General features: G+C 45.9%; 13 protein-coding genes. 8 read left to right on the top strand and 5 right to left on the bottom strand.

Annotated features, from left to right (window positions below):
- Positions 1 to 254: 254 nt before the first annotated feature.
- The 3 genes from NG798_RS00245 (at position 255) to NG798_RS00235 (ending at position 6427) form a co-directional block, all read left to right on the top strand.
- Complete coding sequence (locus NG798_RS00245) at positions 255 to 3332, top strand: hypothetical protein (RefSeq protein WP_261219762.1); 3078 nt, start codon at positions 255 to 257, stop codon at positions 3330 to 3332.
- A gap of 61 nt (positions 3333 to 3393) precedes the next feature.
- The gene (locus NG798_RS00240) at positions 3394 to 4755 is read left to right on the top strand and encodes a pentapeptide repeat-containing protein (protein WP_261219761.1); all 1362 of its coding nucleotides are present in this window, start codon (positions 3394 to 3396) and stop codon (positions 4753 to 4755) included.
- Entirely contained in the window at positions 4730 to 6427 is a 1698-nt protein-coding gene (locus tag NG798_RS00235) for a tetratricopeptide repeat protein (protein ID WP_261219760.1), read from the top strand. The genes NG798_RS00240 and NG798_RS00235 overlap by 26 nt, the downstream gene beginning before the upstream one ends.
- Before the next feature lie 627 nt (positions 6428 to 7054).
- Here NG798_RS00235 and sfsA read toward each other — a convergent pair.
- Positions 7055 to 7780: a DNA/RNA nuclease SfsA gene (gene sfsA / locus NG798_RS00230; protein WP_261219759.1), complete on the bottom strand. Its 726-nt coding sequence runs from the start codon at positions 7778 to 7780 to the stop codon at positions 7055 to 7057.
- A gap of 45 nt (positions 7781 to 7825) precedes the next feature.
- Between sfsA and murJ the strand changes: the two genes are divergently transcribed.
- Positions 7826 to 9433 (top strand): murein biosynthesis integral membrane protein MurJ, encoded by a 1608-nt coding sequence (murJ, locus tag NG798_RS00225; protein ID WP_261219758.1) that lies wholly within the window; start codon positions 7826 to 7828, stop codon positions 9431 to 9433.
- Between the two features lie 76 nt (positions 9434 to 9509).
- Here the strand turns inward: murJ and NG798_RS00220 are convergent, their stop codons facing one another.
- From NG798_RS00220 to btpA, 3 genes are all read right to left on the bottom strand, one after another.
- Complete coding sequence (locus NG798_RS00220) at positions 9510 to 9818, bottom strand: DUF3181 family protein (RefSeq protein ID WP_261219757.1); 309 nt, start codon at positions 9816 to 9818, stop codon at positions 9510 to 9512.
- A gap of 91 nt (positions 9819 to 9909) precedes the next feature.
- A complete protein-coding gene (locus NG798_RS00215) occupies positions 9910 to 10872 on the bottom strand; it encodes a vitamin K epoxide reductase family protein (protein WP_261219756.1) in 963 nt (320 codons plus the stop codon).
- Positions 10873 to 11109: 237 nt separating this feature from the next.
- The gene (btpA, locus tag NG798_RS00210) at positions 11110 to 11955 is read right to left on the bottom strand and encodes a photosystem I biogenesis protein BtpA (protein ID WP_261219755.1); all 846 of its coding nucleotides are present in this window, start codon (positions 11953 to 11955) and stop codon (positions 11110 to 11112) included.
- 139 nt (positions 11956 to 12094) lie between these two features.
- Between btpA and NG798_RS00205 the strand changes: the two genes are divergently transcribed.
- On the top strand, positions 12095 to 13045 hold the full coding sequence (locus NG798_RS00205) for an SGNH/GDSL hydrolase family protein (protein WP_261219754.1): 951 nt from the start codon (positions 12095 to 12097) through the stop codon (positions 13043 to 13045).
- 55 nt (positions 13046 to 13100) lie between these two features.
- On the opposite strand, the gene NG798_RS00200 is transcribed toward NG798_RS00205, so the two are convergent.
- Positions 13101 to 14168, bottom strand: coding sequence for a Gfo/Idh/MocA family protein (locus tag NG798_RS00200; RefSeq protein WP_261220521.1), 1068 nt, complete (start codon positions 14166 to 14168; stop codon positions 13101 to 13103).
- An 861-nt stretch (positions 14169 to 15029) separates the two neighbouring features.
- Here NG798_RS00200 and cobM point away from each other — a divergent pair.
- From cobM to NG798_RS00185, 3 genes are all read left to right on the top strand, one after another.
- Complete coding sequence (cobM, locus tag NG798_RS00195; protein ID WP_261219753.1) at positions 15030 to 15851, top strand: precorrin-4 C(11)-methyltransferase; 822 nt, start codon at positions 15030 to 15032, stop codon at positions 15849 to 15851.
- Between the two features lie 88 nt (positions 15852 to 15939).
- A complete protein-coding gene (locus NG798_RS00190; protein ID WP_261219752.1) occupies positions 15940 to 16422 on the top strand; it encodes a flavin reductase family protein in 483 nt (160 codons plus the stop codon).
- A 68-nt stretch (positions 16423 to 16490) separates the two neighbouring features.
- Positions 16491 to 16844 carry a phenylpyruvate tautomerase MIF-related protein gene (locus tag NG798_RS00185; protein WP_261219751.1) on the top strand — a complete coding sequence of 118 codons (354 nt, stop codon included), beginning with the start codon at positions 16491 to 16493 and terminating at the stop codon, positions 16842 to 16844.
- Positions 16845 to 16892 lie beyond the last annotated feature (48 nt).

Here is a 16892-nt window from a genome sequence, read left to right as displayed (position 1 = left end):
ACCAAGTTTTGCTGTTTTTTACAACTTAAAAACCCTAATTTCTAGTTTTAGTTGGGGGTGGGGGCTAGTAGAGGAGGGTATGGTTTACGCCATGTATGCCCCTAAGCAACATTATTCAAAAATCTGCCCCTACTTTGCTAAAAAATCCAACCTTCAAATGTCAAATGACATGAAAACCAAAATCGCCTCACACCACCCTCAAAAAGGGGATACTTTGGACTAATGACAAACTTAAAAAAAAAGAGTTATTAATTATGGCAGTTCAAAATTTTAGTTTAAGTGCATCTCCTCACAATGGCTATCAAGAAAACGACCGTTTGGGGACTCTGGCGAACCCTTTAGCGATAATTCTTAACCCTTCTGGCGACATAAATGTGATGGCCGGCAGCGTTTTTGAAATTAGCATTACTATTACTAATCAAGGCGACCGCAGTGCCCTAATTGATATTTTTATTGACGAAAGCTGTGAGGTGGCGCAGTGGTGTTTGTCGCCCGGTGAACGGGTTGGGTTAAACCGCTACCAAAGTACAGAAGTAGTTTTGCAATTTGAAGTCCCCCTAGAAACACCAAGCGACACCTACGATTATTTACTCAAAATTGATGCCCCAAAACACTACCCGGAAGATACTCCTATTGATCGCAGGGGTCGGGTTGTGGTTATGCCTTTTATTGAAGAAACGCGCACCGCAACAGACCCAACTTTTAGCCTACAACCGGCCACAAATTCTGTCGCACCGGCTCGCTTGCAACCAGGTTCTCAACTTCAATTACAAGCATTTGTTCATAACCGTTCTGATCGCGTTGACCGATTTTATTTAAGCTGCTCGGACGTTCCTGATAGCTGGTTAACTGTTATTTATCCAGAAAATTTGCCCCTAGAAGGACTTTTTGCCTCAACCGGCTCGCTGGAACTCAACCCAGGCGAACAAAACCAAATATTGCTGATGTTTAACCCGCCTCTAAATACACCAGCAGGAATTTATGCCCCCACAGTCCGCCTCCACTCCACCAACCATCCCGATTTAATTCTGCTTGATCTTGTTCACCTAGAAATTTTGCCTACCTATTTACTAAATGTGGAATTAGTCACCCTCCAAGGCAAAGTAAAAAATAAACCCGGCCTCTATGAATTGCGTTTTCAAAACTTAGGAAATACTCCCCGCTCTATCCAACTGCAAGCCAAGAACACTGAGGAAGAACAAACCTGCTCTTATACCTTTGCCCCTGATTATATCCACCTAGGTTTATCCCAAGAATCCCTAGTAGGTTTACAAGTAAAACCCACTAAAAGATGGCGGCCATTTTCTGGGCAGTTATTTAACTTTATTATCGAGCTAGAAGACAAACAGCAATTACCCCTAACCCTAAACCGGTTTCAAGGATCTTTGATGTGGGAACCTCGCCCCTGGTGGCAATTTTTGCTGCTTGTTCTTGCCATCACCGGCAGCATCGCCTCAGTGATTTTTCTGATTTTTTGGTTGTTAACTCGCCCCCCCAGAACTCCAAAACTACTTGATTTTTCCCCTGAACGCAGCTTTTACCAAGAATTTGTAGGTGACAGAATTCGCTTGAATTGGAAAATCGCTAACCCAGATAAAATTCAATCTTTAAAAATTATCGGTTTATCTCCCGAAGGAAAAGTTATCAGTGGCCCCTTTAATTATGATTTGAGCGCCAATTTTCCCCCGTCTCTGCAAAATTTTTGCCAGACAAAAAAAGAAACCGGCACGACTGTTTTGCTGTGTCAAAATGTCTGGACAGATGCTCGCGCTGCCGGCAATTATATTTTTGAGCTTACGGTTACTCCTAAACAAACACAACGGCCTTTTTTTGCCAGAGATAACTCGCCGCAGGTACTCAGTCTGAAAACAAATACGATTACAATTTCTGCTACCCCGCTACCCAAAATTGTCGAATTTTCATCCGACCAACCAGTGTATAAAGAAGGAGGGGGAGTTTCATTGACATCTATGCCTTTAAGTTTAGGGGCCGGTTTATCCTTAACTGCTTCTCTTCCTAATACTCAAACTCCTAATATAACGCCACAAACCGGCAGCATTCTCCTTAATTGGAAAGTAATTAATGTTTCGGAACTTAAAGAATTAACTTTGATTGGTCGCGCTCCTGATAACTCAGTTAATAGCCCTTTAAAACGCTACGATTTCAGTCAAGGTATCCCCCCAGAACTTAAAGGCTATTGCCTTACAAACCAAGTCACAGGAGAGTTGCCGGTTTTGCTTTGCCAGAAAATTCCAACGGGCGCAACTAGCCCCGGTGATTATGTGTTTGAATTAGCGGTTATTCCCAAAACCAGCAGTGGGGTTCCTTCCGAAATAGTTAAAACTAATACCCTAAAAATTTTACCGCTTCCTGGGGCAAAAATTCTCGAATTTGCCTCTACACAACCGGCTTACCAAGAAGCAGTAGCTTCCACCGCTACTCCTAGTGATCCAGCCTCTCAACCGCCGGCCACAAGCAGTAATTCTGTGCTTTTAAATTGGAAAGTTGCTAATCCCAAACAAATTAAAGAATTAACTTTGATTGGTCGCGCCCCGGATAACTCGGTCATTAGCCCTTTAAAACGCTATGACTTTAGTAATGGTACACCGGCGGAACTGCAACCTTATTGTGTTGTTCCACCGGCCACAAATGAAACTTCCGCACAGGAGGTTGAATCGGAAACTTTAGTGTGCCAAAATGTGCCAACAAACGCGACTCAAGCCGGAGAGTATATTTTTGAGCTAACGGTGATACAACAGCAAAATTTACCCGAAAAATTAGAATCTCAAAAAACAGAAAAAATCAAAGTTACCGCCGCTGCGGTTGTTACAGAAATTACGGAATTTAATATTAATGGCAAACCGGCTCCGCCTAAATATATTGTTGATTTGGCAACAAATAAGGAGCGTTTTATTATTTTTTCTTGGCAAGTTCAAGGCAGCAAAAATATAAAAGTGGAACTGGTACCCTCTCCTGGTAGTGTGCTGGCACAGGGGCAGGTGGCTTACCCAATCAGTCCAGAAGCGGGGACGGAAACGCTGACTCTTCAAGTTACAAATGAGGAGGGCAAAGAAATTAAAAGATCGGTGATTATTGAAAGATTGGCTCCACCGCCACCTCCTCCTCCGGCTCCACCAAAAGATGGGGCTACTTCAGGGAAAGATGGGGCGGCTTCAGGGAAAGATGGGGCCGGCGGTGATGGGGCGGCTTCAGGGAAAGATGGGGCCGGTGCCGGTGCCGGTGCTGATGGGGCCGGTGCCGGTGATGGTGCGATTAAACCACCGCCAGATGTGCCTCTCGAACCGGCAGAATTATCGCCACAAGTGAATTGATGTTCTAAACCGGGCTGATGCCAAAAAAGGGGAGAAAAAGAAGCGATGGAGGGTAAATAATATGATGATGATCGGTATTTTTTGGGGGATAAATTATTTAGTTAAAAAGGCCGGTTTTCCGGTCAAAATTTGGCTAGGAATTCTGCTATTTTTGGGATGTTTGTATTTGCCAACACCCACACGCGCTGCCAGTCAGCGACAACTAGAACAGTTAGAAAAAACAGGACAGTGTGCCGAGTGTAATTTACGGGGGGCGAGGCTGGCCGGTGTTGAGCTTCGCGGTGCAAATTTGAAAGGGGCAGATTTAACTGATGCCGATTTGGGGGATGCCAAATTGGAAGGGGCAAATTTGGAAGGAGCAAATTTGGAAGGAGCAAATTTAAAAGGAGCAAATTTATTTCGGGCGAATTTGAAAAATGCCAAGCTGAATGAGTCGGGGTTGACAAATGCCAATTTAACCAATGCAAATTTGGAAAAAGCCACTCTTAAGCAAGCAATTTTAGAAGGGGCGAACCCAGAAAATGCCAATTTAAAAGAGGCGGATTTGTCGGAAGCAAATTTGAAAAATGCCCAAATAAAAAATGCCGATTTGGAAAAAGCAATTTTAAAAAGTGCGAACTTGGAAGGCGGAAGTTTGGAAGGGTCGAATTTAAAAGGTGCAAATTTAGAAGCAGCGAATTTATTTCGGACAAATTTAAAAGGCACGACTATAGACGATGCAACAAAACTCGATAGCAAAGGTCAGCCGGTGTGGCAACTTGTCAACAAAGGTGCTGCCGGTGAAACAATGGTGGGGGCAAATTTAAGTGGGGCAAGTTTACAAAGTTTGGATTTACAAAAAGCAAATTTGCAAAGGGTGAAACTAGAATCAGCTTACCTGTTTATTGTGGACTTGCGGGGAGCGAATTTAAGCGGTAGCAATTTGACAAATGCGAGTCTGCTTTATGCTGATTTGAGGGGTGCTTCTTTGGCTGGGGTAGATTTGGCCGGTGCTGAACTTAAAAATGTCAATTTGGAAGGTGCTAATTTAAAGAATGCTAATCTGAAAAATGCCAAATTAGGAGAGAAAGTTTTATTAGAAAGTAAGTGGCGATTAGTCTGGGAAATTGTGAATAAAGAAGTAGAAGAGAGGGATTTAACCGGCGCTGATTTGGAGGGTGCAAATTTGCAAGGATCTAGCCTGAAACGTGCTAGGCTGAGTAATGCAAGTTTGGCCGGTGTTAATCTGAAAGAAGCAAATTTACGGGAAGCAAATTTGTTTAATGCGGACTTGAGAGATGCGAATTTGCAAGGGGCAATCTTGGAGTGGGCGAATTTAAGTGGAGCCAATCTCAAGGGTGCTAATTTAGAAGGCGCTGATCTAAGCAAAGTTAACTTGTGTGGAGCAATTATGCCCGATGGAAAACAACAAAGTTGTCAGTAAAAGCCACCCATTGTCCATAAAAATTGGGCATAATTTTATTGTTTATTTCTCAATTTTTGGCTTGACTTTTGGCGGGCAATGTGCTAAGTTAATGGCTGCCGAAAAGGTGCAAGATTTTAAATACTGGGCTGATTTGTGTGGAAGTTTGGCAGCCACAGGAAAATATGAAGAAGCGTTGAAAGCTTGCGATCAAGCGTTGGGTTTGAATCCTAATGATCCGGCCTTGTGGTCTGAGCGGGGGGATGTGCTGCTGGTGCAGCGTCAGTATGAAGAAGCGGTGGCGTCTTATGACCGGTCTTTGCGTTTGCAACCGGCCAACTCTCAAGTATTAACAAATCGGTGTCAGGCGCTATCAGAATTGGGTAAACATAATGATGCTGTGCAAACTTGCGAAACAGCACTAAAGTCTGATGCGAATTGGGGAAAAAATAGCCCGCCGGCAGCTTGGTATTATCGAGGGGAAGCCTTAGCAAAATTAGGAAAATTTAGCGAAGCTTTGGTGGCGTATGATTGGGCGATTCAGCTAAAACCTGATTACTCTTTGGCTTTTGCCGGTCAGTGTGTTGTACTCTGGCAGCAAGGCAAATCTTATGAGGCTTTGGATGCTTGTGATCGGGCGCTCCAAATTAATGCAAATTGGGGAACTGGTACAGCGGCAATTGCTTGGCTTAATCGAGCGCAAATTCTAACAAAATTGATGCGGTATGAAGAAGCAATAACAGCTTATGACAGGGCGTTGGCAATTGAGCCTAAAAATGCTGATGCTTGGACACAACATGGAATTCTTTTAGGAATTATTGGCCGGCATCCTGATGCTGCAAATTCTTATCAATGGGCTCTGAAAGTTAATCCTAAATATTCTCTGGCTTTGGTGAATCAATGCGCGACTTTAAACCGGCTAAATATGTACAAAGAAGCTTTAGAAGCTTGTGATAAATCCATTCAAGAAGGAGATGGAAAATGGGGAGAGTTCGGGTTAGCTTATGCTTGGAATCAACGGGGAACAGCACAGACCGGCCTAGGCAATTTTGAGGAGGCGTTGGCGTCTGCTAACCGGGCAATTGGTTTAGAGGCAAATTATGCAGATGCGTGGAGTAACCGCAGTGGTATTTTGTGGCGTTTAGGCCGGTATCAAGATGCTTTGGCATCAAGTCAGCAGGCAATTGCTATTAATCCAAATTCTTCTAAAGCTTGGTTTAATCAAGGTAGAATTTTAACAACTTTGGGGCAGCATGAAGATGCGGTGGCGGCTTACGAACGCGGACTTAGGGGTGATGCGAATGTGGGCGACTCTCCAACATTGGCTGATTTGTGGGTGAATCAAAGTGCTGCTTTGTGGCGGTTACAGCGTTATGAAAGTGCGATTGAAGCCGCAGATCGCGCTCTTGGAATTAATCCAAATTTGGCTCAAGCTTGTTACAATCGAGGCTTGGCTTTGATGTCTTTAAAACGTTATGAAGAAGCGGTGACGACTTACAATCGCGCCCTTAAAATTGATGGGAAAAATGCTGATTTTTGGGCCGGTAAAGGAATAGCTTTAAGATTTTTGGAAAAATATCCAGATTCTTTGCTGGCTTTGAATGAAGCTTTGAAACTGAACCCATCTCACCCGCAAGCGCTGCAAAATCGAGAGTTTGTGCAGAGGAAATTAGTTGCTCCTCCTGCGAGGTAAAAGGTTTATATTTGTTCTGCTACGCTCACACCTATTTTTTTTTCAGGCGGCGCGTAGTAGGCGCAAAAACATAGCTGTTGTTGGTTTAAGTTTGGGGAAGTAGTGCAGGCAACATGATCTGTTAGTTGCGTCGCAGGCATATATACAGATATGAAACTTATACCGAAGTCCGAGGAATAGCAGTAAACAGTCCAAACTTATCGAATTTCCCTGCGGTGATCTCCTGTTTCAATATGTTTGGCCTAGCTAACATCAACGCCATGAAAATTATGCGCGTGCGCGATTTCAAACCATTGCTCAACAAGATTGTATAAAAAGGAGGCAGTCGAAAAATCACTCAATCGCAAGTCTTACCCGGTTTATAAATTTCCATCCTAGAAGAAGCATTACAACGCAGCCGCCAACAAAATCATGGAAAAGCCGGTTCTTGGTTACTCGCCCAATTTCAACAATAAACTACCCACCATCAAACGCTTAAAATCCACCTTGAAATTTTCAATAAAATTTTCAAACCTTCCCAACACTTAAACCTTTATAACCCCCGGAGGGGGTTTTCTTCTTGTAGACACCGATTTTAATCGGTGGTTTAATCGGTGGTTTAATCGGTGGTTTAATCCGTACCAAACCTCAAACAACCAACCGCGCCAAACCCAAAAACTTAACTCCTTCTGGAGACACATCAAACCGGCACGGCAAAACCTCCAAACCCCTCTTAATCCCCTCCCTCAACAACTCCCCATAAACCCGATCAAACGCATCCCCCGGCGAAAACTCCGTACAATCTCCCCGATTAATAAAATACAACATCACCCCCCGCGAATGCGGCAACAAAGCCATCAACTCCCGCAAATGTTTTTGACCCCTTTCCGTCACAGTATCAGGAAACAAAGCCAAATTACCCTCAGATAAAGTCGTATTCTTCACCTCCAAATAAATAGGCCGATCCACATCATTTCCTAACAACAAAAAATCTACCCTACTCTTCTTATCCACCCCATACGGAACCTCCCCCTTAACCTGCGAATAAAACCCCAACTCAGGAAAAAACTTTTCCTCAAGCGCCAACTTAATAACCCGATTCGGCAAACCCGTATTCACACCCACCCAAACCGGCTGACTTTTCCCCAAATCAATCAACTCCCAAGTATAAGCCAACTTCCGCTTAGGATTATCCGAGCAAGAAACACAAACCCGCGCCCCAGGCACACAAACCCCCGTCATCGGGCCGGTGTTCGCACAATGTGCCGTCACAACCTCCCCACTCTCCAACTCCACCTCCGCAAAAAACCGCTTATACCGGCGAATCAAAATCCCCGACAACAAAGGCGGATACTTGTAAACAAACTTCATCATTAAGCTTAAATAAACAACGGTAGCCCTAACTATTCTCAACCATCAGTGACAAAACCTAAAACCCGTTCCCTCATCAACATCGCCGGCATCGTCGCCGCCGCCACCCTCATCAGCAAAATTTTCGGCCTCATCAGGCAACAAGCCATAGCCGCAGCCTTCGGAGTCGGCGCCGCCGTAGACGCCTACAACTACGCCTACGTCATCCCCGGCTTCCTCTTCGTCCTCTTGGGCGGAATTAACGGCCCCTTCCACAGCGCCATCGTCAGCGTCCTCGCCAAACGCAAAAAAGAAGACGCCGCCCCCCTCGTCGAAACCATCACCACCCTAGTCGGCGGCATCCTCCTGATCGTCACCATCCTCCTCATAATATTTGCCGCACCCGCCACCGACCTCGTAGCCCCCGGCCTCACCAGAACCCCCGAAGGCCAAATCATCCGCGACATCGCCATCCAACAATTCCGGATCATGGCCCCAATGGCCGTACTCGCCGCCCTCATCGGCATAGGCTTCGGCACCCTCAACGCCGCCGATCAATACTGGCTACCCTCCATCAGCCCCCTCTTCTCCAGCCTCACCCTCATCCTTGGTTTGATCGGGCTCACCGTCCACCTGGGCCCGAACATCACCCAACCCCAATACGCCCTCCTCGGCGGACTCGTCCTTGCTTGGGGAACCTTGGCCGGTGCCATCCTCCAATGGCTAGTTCAAGTCATTGCCCAATGGCGGGCCGGTCTTGGCACCCTCCGCCTGCGCTTCAACTTCAACCAACCCGGAGTCAGCGACATCCTCAAAATCCTTGGCCCCGCCACCTTCTCCTCTGGAATGCTGCAAATCAACGTCTACACAGACCTTTGGTTTGCCTCCTTCATCCCCCAAGCCGCCGCAGCCCTTGGATACGCCGGCCTCCTCATCCAAACCCCCCTCGGCATCATCTCCAACGTCCTGCTCGTCCCCATGCTCCCCATCTTCTCCCGCCTCACCGACCCCCAAGACTGGCCCGAACTTAAAAACCGCATTCGTCAAGGACTAATCCTCACCGGCTTGACAATGTTGCCCCTCAGTGCTATAATGATCGCCCTTGCCTATCCCATCGTCCGAGTCATCTACGAACGCGGTGCCTTTAACCAAAACGCCTCAAACTTTGTCGCCCCCGTCCTCATCGCCTACTCAGTCGGAATGTTCGTCTATTTGGGAAGAGACGTATTAGTGCGAGTTTTTTACGCCCTAGGCGACGGCGAAACCCCCTTTCGGATCAGCATCATAAACATCTTCATCAACGTTGTACTCGACTACATTCTAGTTAAATACTTTGCCGCCCCAGGCTTAGTCTTAGCCACCGTCGGAGTCAACGCCATCTCAATGATCATGCTCTTGTTTTACCTAAACCGTAAACTCAACGGCTTACCCTGGCAAGACTGGGGATGGCCGCTTTTAACCCTCACCGGCGCAAGTTTTGTCTGCGGAGGAGTCACCTGGGGAGCACTATTAGCAACCCAAAAACTCCTAGGAACCGAAGGATTACTAATTCAACTTATCCAACTTTGCCTAGCCGGAGGGGCCGGTTTAGCCATTTTTGCCCTCCTCGCCACCCAGCTAAAATTACCCGAAGTTGATATTTTCGTGGCCCGTATTCGCCAAAAACTCAACAGATAACCCATAAAAACTAACCACAGATAATCGCATTTATCTGCGTTTATCTGCGTTTATCTGCGGTTAAAAAAATCCCCAACTACATATTCCGCTGAAACTCTTCCAAAACATCCATCAACTGAACTTGAGCTTGCACCGGCACCAAATCAGACAGAGGAAGCTCCCTTTTTCCCCCACCCAACTTAACAATAGTCCCCTGCAAAATACGCAAAACCTCATCCTCATTCACCCCATTCTTTTCTAACAGAGGAAAAAGCTGCTGAGCCAAAACCGTATGCAAATGAGCCTCCCGCAAATACAAATGCCATTTGGCAATATCGATATAAACATTTTCCCCAATTTCCGCAGCCAACGCTTCCACCGATTCAGTCGTATTAACTTTAGCCATAATCTTTTTATCCTCCTTTCCAAAAAAATCTTATCTTGCTGTTTTGAAAACGCCGTCCGCCAAAAGGCGGACTTTGTTGTGGATTTAGCCTTTAAGGAGCCGTTTGAATGCCCAGATTGTTTTTGAAATTACGCGGGCCGGTGTATCCAGAAATATCTGCCAACTTTTCAAGAGATTGTACCCCTTGCAAAATTTGGCCTTTAATTTCCCAACTTGGATAACCCTTAATTCCCGCATCTACACACATTTTAGTCCGAGATTTTTTGCCCTCTTGGTCACACTCCACATAATCCAACAAAGCCGAAGCTTCTTTACCAAACAATTGCTTTTGATCATAACAATGCGGACACCAAAAAGCCCCGTATTCCTTCGCTCCTACTTGGGTTAGATGACGAGCAAGGGCAATTTCTGACTCACCCGAAACCGTCGTCACCGCTGGCGCTTCTCCCTTACCCGGCGCTGCATTCGGAGCATTGGCCGTATTCGGTGAAATGACATTATTAGCATTAGCATAGACTCCCAACGCCGCAATTATCGTCACCATCGCCACAATCACGCCATTAAAAAATAGCTGACCAATATCATCCCAATCTCGCCCAACCAAACTCAGAACAAACAGAGACAAAGAAAACAAAGCCGAAGCCAAACAATAAGGACAAAACGCCTTAATATTAAACGCCAAAATATACATCAAATAACCGCTGAAAACCACCATTGCCGTAGCAAGAATAAACATCAGCGGCCAAGTGGTATTTTCTAACTTAAGGCGTAAATCCTTATTAGTTGACTGATTCACAGCCAAAGGCGCCGCCGCCAAACCGGCCATCGTCGCATAAGCCAAAAAACCAAACAAAGTCAGCGGTACACCAAATATCTTTGCATAAGGACTCGTAAGCACCTGCTCACAACCGCTGGTTGGACAAACCGCACTCGCCTTACCAGCAAACTCAACCACCGTCAAAAAAGCAGTTTCCAAAGCCCCCGCAACAGCAATCCCAGCCATAAGCAACCGAGACCTGCGGTGAATCCAAGGAGTAGAACGTTTGCGAGCCATAACCCTTTTTTAGATTTAACGATTTTAGATTTTAGATTTTAAGTTGTCGTTGGTTGTTTGTAACCGGGCCGGTGTGACAGTGCCGGTGACAACTAACCAATCTCGTTTTGATTCTATCGTTTGCAAATTAAAAATGACGACGTATGCGGGGCAAAGCTCAGCATTGAATTCTGGATATTAGATTCAAACTTTGAAAAATTTTGCCCACCATTAAAAGGCCGGTGGGCGTAGCCAAGCCTACAACACCGGCAGAGCTTTTGTCTGCACACTCACCGGCTTAGAAGCAACATAACGGCGTGTCGCCTCCACAAACTGACTAACCCGAATGGGATCAATAGCCTGGTCAATTTTGCCATGACGTTTCAGCGAAGAAGAAACAATCACCCCATCAGCCGCCTGCATCAGCGTCGAGATATTTTCCCAACTTGCGCCACTGCCAATAAACACCGGCACACCATCAGCCGCCGCCGTCGCCAACTCCAAATCTTCCAAAGTCGGAGGCGAGCCGGTGGCCCAACCCGACAAAATTACCCCATCCGCCAAACCTCGCTCAATTGTTTCTTGTACAGCCGTTGTTAAATTCGGGCTACCCAGCGGACGAGCGTGTTTAACCAAAACATCCGCCAAAATCTTTACATCACTGCCCAACTCGCGGCGGTAACGCATCAACTCGTGGGCTTGACCTTCTATTAACCCTTGATCCGTAGCCATGATGCCGGTTAAAACATTAACGCGGATAAACTTTGCCCCCACACAAGAAGCAATGGCCAAAGCACTTTTGGCATCATTCCGCAAAACATTAATCCCCACCGGCACCGTAACCAAATTCATCAACTCCCCGACGATCAGCGTCATCGCACTCACCACCGCCGGATCGACCGACCCCTTCGTAAACGGAGCATCAAAAAAATTCTCAACAATGATGCCATTCACACCCCCAGAAGCCAAAGCAGTCGCCTCTTGCTGTGCTCGGTCGAGAACAGCCCGCAAACTGCCACCCCAACGGGGCGAAGTTGGCAGGGGCATCAAATGAACAACACCTATAATCGGGTTCGCTGTTTTAAAAATTTCAATTAAGTCCACAATCTACCCTTCGGACGCGGGCTACCAGTCACACAAAAAAACACAGGCATATAAAACACCTTAAAGTAATATAGCCGGCAACCTCCCCTACCACAAACACAACAACCAAAACGCCACCCCCGTAGAATTCCCTCAATCAATGAAACTATCTCTCGTCTTGGTGTTTGTAACCCTCCTCAGCAGCCTTTTGCTGAGCCTCGAACTAGCAGGCAGGCTCATCTTTGGTCTGGGAAACCCCCTGCTCTACATTCCCCATCCGCGTATCGGCTACCTGCTGAGCCCGAACCAAAAAGTTAAACGCTTTGGCAATCAAATTTCTATTAACCAATATTCAATGCGGAGCCAGCCGATCTCCCCTATCCCACCGGCCAATACTAAGCGAATTTTACTCCTGGGTGATTCTGTGGCTAATGGCAGTTGGTGGACAGATCAAAACCAAATTCTCTCTGCCCTCATTGAGCGGCTATTGGTAGAACGCCTCCAAACAACCCCCAACCCCCAACCTGTCGAAGTTCTCAACGCTTCTGCTAATTCCTGGGGGCCCAGAAATCAACTTGCCTATTTACAAGAATTCGGCATTTTTGGCGCTGAGGCTGTGGTTTTGCTGATCAATACCGATGATTTATTTGCCACCGCCCCCACAAGCGAGCCGGTGGGCCATGACCTCAACTACCCTGACCGCAAACCGCCCTTGGCCCTCGTTGAGTTATTTACGCGCTATCTTTTGCCTAAACCGGCCCCCTCAAAAGCCCTCCAAGCCATCCAAGCAGAAACCGGCGACCGCGTAGGACGAAACCTGGCCTCTTTACACCAAATTAACGAAATTGTCAAGAGCCAAAACAAAGTTTTTTTGGTAGGAATGACACCCTTATTAAGGGAAACCGGCGATCTTGGGCCACAAGAGTATGAAAAAATAGCCCGTCGGCGACTTGAGGAATTAACCAAGGCAGAAAACATTCCCTACATTGATTTTTTGCCGATTTTTAATGCAATCGAGCAGCCTAAAAACCTTTACCGCGACCACATCCACCTCAGCAGTAAAGGCAACGAAAAAGTAGCGCAACCTATCGCAGATGCACTGGCTCAGTAGGGTTGCCGGTGGCCGATAGCCGAAAAGGCCGGTCGGCAGAGCATCGCCCTACAGATTAGGCTACCGGCACTGAGGCTGTATTCAAAGCATGAGAACCCGATGGGGAGTGCCAAACTTGACCATCGAGAGCCATTTGCTCAATCAAACTAGCTAAACGTAAAGCCTTAAGAGCTTGTTCGCCTCCCACCGAAGGTTTTTTGCCACCGCGTACACAGTTAACAAAATGTTCTAATTCGGCGTGTAGGGGTTCGATGTTGCTGGTATAAACCTTTTCAATCAAACCGTCTTGACGATAAAGCACTTGGCCGTAGTCGGTCATGTAATTGGCGGTTGTTTGCCGGTGTATCAAAATTTCGTTATTGAGAAAATCAGCCTCCGTCAAAGAATTTTTGCAGTGGGCCACAATCCGCCGCAATTTACGGTGAGTGACTTTGCTGGCAGTTAAAGTACCAACAATCCCATTAGAAAAGCCCAGAGTCGCGGTGACATAATCTAAATAGCCGCTTCCAGAAGCACGACTGCCACTGGCGGTTAATTTAATCACCGGCGCACCAACCACTTCCAATAGCAGGTCAATATCGTGGATCATTAAATCCAAGACCACCGACACATCATTGGCGCGATTGGAATAAGGACTCATTCGGTGTGCTTCCACTGCCAGTAATTCTTCAGTGTTCAGCACTTTGCTGAGTTCTTGGAAGGCTGGGTTAAACCGCTCAATGTGTCCCACCTGCAAAATACACCCCGACTCAGCCGCCGCATTCACCAGCGATTCAGCCTCGGCAATACTTGCGGCAATCGGTTTTTCGATCAAAACATTGACCCCCGCCTGTAAACAGGTCAGACCGACCGGGTGATGCAGTTTTGTGGGAACTGCAATACAGACGGCATCGACACGCGGCAGCAAGTCCCGGTAATCTTCAAAAAAGCGGATTCGGTATTTGCTGGCGGTATCTAAACCCCGCTCAACATTGATATCGGACACTCCCACCAATTCGACATCTTTTAGCAAGCTAAGGACGCGGGTGTGATGTTGTCCCATGTTTCCTACCCCAATGACGCCAATGCGAATGGGTTCTGGTTGGGATCTAGGCATAGAAATATTGGAATATCCTACTGACATTCGTTCTGGCACTCCTGGTTTCTCCTCCACCACCACAAGGCTCAAGCCAATCGGCAGCCTCAAGCCGCCTTAAACCATCCAGATACTATCACAGCCTTTCCATTTGTGAAGAATTCCAAAGTACAGTTATGGTTGTGTCCTAAGTAATAATACTTGTTGGGTGTTTATGGTTTAGGGTGGGTGACTGCCTGTTTTTGCTTGAATACAAAGGCTCTCCAGCGGCACAGCTTGCACGAAACCATTACAGCTTGGCAAGGGATACCAATTCTGTTAACGCCCTTGTCGTGGGTTTAAGATTTGTTACCGATTATTAACATTCTTGTAGCCGCCGTCAAGACTGGCACCGGCCCAAATGATGAAATTATCAAAGCCGGTGTCAAAGAGCACGAATCAAGGTGCCATTGTTGGCCAACCCTTCAAAACTGCCCTAGAATTCCACTTGCTGCTGGTTATTGGGGTTACTGAATAAAACAATAGGGCTGGGATTTGCTGCTTGGATAGGCTCGACGATATATTGTTGGCTGTCAGATAAGCTTGGCAAAGCAACCGTTGTGGCATTAACTTTAACAGTTAATTCAGAAAAATATTCGCAAAAAATAAAACTTATTCAATATATTTTCTATTTATTGGCACAACAAATTAAATATTGGAATAAAAAATTGGCCCAACAAAAAAATCCTTGTATAAACCATGCTCCCCACAAATAACCTATCCGCGTTCATCTGTAGTGGAGCAGGCATCTTGCCTGCTATACATCTGCGGTTAAAAAATCCCCCCATAAAAACTACAGTAAACCCTCAAAAACCCAGCCTTTAAATCCCCAATTATGTTAAAATAAAGCGGTTTTTCCCAAAAATAATTATGGATATAAACTCTTTAAACCCTCAGCCTACAAATTTCTTAACACCGGCTGTTTACATAGTAGGTGCCGGCCCTGGTGATCCTGACTTATTAACCGTAAAAGCCCAGAAAATATTAGCAAAAGCTGATGTAATTATATTTGCCGATTCATTAGTACCCCAGCAAATTTTAGTCGGCGTGCGTGCGGATGCAGAAATTATCCCAACCGCTGACAAAACCCTCGAAGAAATTGTGCCGCTGATGGTAGAAAGAGTGCGACAAGGTAAATCTGTGGTGCGCTTACATTCAGGAGATTTAAGCCTTTACAGTGCGATGAGCGAACAAATACAAGCCCTCATAAACGCAGAAATTACGTTTGAGGTAATCCCTGGCATTAGCGCTTTTCAAGCAGCAGCAGCAGCGCTAAAGGTTGAGTTAACTGTACCTGGCTTAGTTCAAACTATTATTTTATCGCGAGTCTCTGGTCGCACCGGCATTCCAGACTCGGAAGATTTAGCAAATTTAGCAGCAATCAAAGCAAGTTTATGTTTATATTTAAGTGCTCGCCATCTGGAACAAGCACAAGAAAAATTGATGCGATATTATCCCTCAGATACGCCGGTGGCGGTTTGTTTTCGTTTGGGTTGGCCGGATGAGAAAATATGGTTAATTCCTCTTCACGAAATGGCACAACATACAAAGCAAGAAAATTTAGTCCGCACGACGCTTTATATTATTAGTCCGGCTTTGGCTGCGTCGCAATATCATCAAACAGCGAGGTCGCGTTTATATCATCCTGAACATAGCCATTTATTTCGCTCGATTTCTGACGGCCAAAGCTGAACTCGAAAACGCTGAGTAGCAACTTGAGAAATTTGTTAAAGTTTATGATAAAATGAGCGGAAATTTTAGAGGGAAGTGTAGCGATCTCATGCTGGACGAACAAGCGAAAAAGACGATGTTACGGAAAATTCCGCACGGTTTGTATATCTGCGGGGTGAAAGATGGGGATGAGGTTAATGGCTTTACGGCTAGCTGGGTAATGCAAGGATCTTTTACGCCGCCTTTGGTGGTGAATTGTGTTAAAAATGATTCGACTTCCCACGCGATGATTAAAAGTAGTGGGGTGTTTGCTTTGTCGGTTTTGGAGGCCGGCCAAAAAGATTTGGCGCAGAAGTTTTTTAAGCCTTTGCGTCGCGCCGGCAATAAGTTTGAGGATGTGGATTTTTATTTGGGTAAGGAAACAGGCTGCCCGATTATTTCTGATACTTTGGGTTATGTAGAATGTCGTGTGATTGGTTCAGTAGAACATGGTGATCATACGGTGTTTGTAGGCGAAGTTGTGGGGGCCGGTGTTCATCGAGAAGGTGAGGCTTTGTTGTTAGAAAGCACCGGCTGGAATTATGGCGGCTAAAGCCGTTGGGTGGGCAAATGCCCACCGGCTGTTTATTTTTTTTGCTGTGAATTAAAAGGGAAAATTTTATGCCATTAATTAAAGTTAAAACTTCGGTTTCTACACCCGAAAAATCCACAGTTGAGCAATTGCTAAAAAGTCTTTCTGCAAAACTTGCTAAACACACCGGCAAACCGGAATCTTATGTGATGACGGCTTTTGAGCCAGAGGTAGCGATGACTTTTGCCGGCACAGTTGAGCCGGTTTGTTATATCGAAATTAAAAGTGTTGGTTCGATGAGTGGGGCGCAAACAAAGACGATGAGCCAAGATTTTTGTCAAGAAATTAATCGAGTTTTGGGAGTACCGGCAAATCGTATTTATATTGAGTTTGCTGATGCTAAAGGCTCGATGTGGGGTTGGAATGGTTCGACGTTTGGTTAAGCAATAACCCGTAGGGGGGCCGGTTTATCAAAGACGTTTTTTTACATT

It is taken from the genome of Ancylothrix sp. D3o (assembly GCF_025370775.1).
Taxonomy (GTDB): domain Bacteria; phylum Cyanobacteriota; class Cyanobacteriia; order Cyanobacteriales; family Oscillatoriaceae; genus Ancylothrix.
Note: the sequence above shows the minus strand (reverse complement) of the source record. Positions and strands in the feature narration are given on the sequence as shown.

Coding starts and splice junctions, on each gene's coding strand:
- NG798_RS00245 (WP_261219762.1), top strand. CDS start 255: ATGGCAGTTCAAAATTTTAGTTTAAGTGCATCTCCTCACAATGGCTAT.
- NG798_RS00240 (WP_261219761.1), top strand. CDS start 3,394: ATGATGATGATCGGTATTTTTTGGGGGATAAATTATTTAGTTAAAAAG.
- NG798_RS00235 (WP_261219760.1), top strand. CDS start 4,730: ATGGAAAACAACAAAGTTGTCAGTAAAAGCCACCCATTGTCCATAAAA.
- sfsA (WP_261219759.1), bottom strand. CDS start 7,780: ATGATGAAGTTTGTTTACAAGTATCCGCCTTTGTTGTCGGGGATTTTG.
- NG798_RS00220 (WP_261219757.1), bottom strand. CDS start 9,818: ATGGCTAAAGTTAATACGACTGAATCGGTGGAAGCGTTGGCTGCGGAA.
- NG798_RS00215 (WP_261219756.1), bottom strand. CDS start 10,872: ATGGCTCGCAAACGTTCTACTCCTTGGATTCACCGCAGGTCTCGGTTG.
- NG798_RS00205 (WP_261219754.1), top strand. CDS start 12,095: ATGAAACTATCTCTCGTCTTGGTGTTTGTAACCCTCCTCAGCAGCCTT.
- NG798_RS00200 (WP_261220521.1), bottom strand. CDS start 14,168: ATGTCAGTAGGATATTCCAATATTTCTATGCCTAGATCCCAACCAGAA.
- cobM (WP_261219753.1), top strand. CDS start 15,030: ATGGATATAAACTCTTTAAACCCTCAGCCTACAAATTTCTTAACACCG.
- NG798_RS00190 (WP_261219752.1), top strand. CDS start 15,940: ATGCTGGACGAACAAGCGAAAAAGACGATGTTACGGAAAATTCCGCAC.
- NG798_RS00185 (WP_261219751.1), top strand. CDS start 16,491: ATGCCATTAATTAAAGTTAAAACTTCGGTTTCTACACCCGAAAAATCC.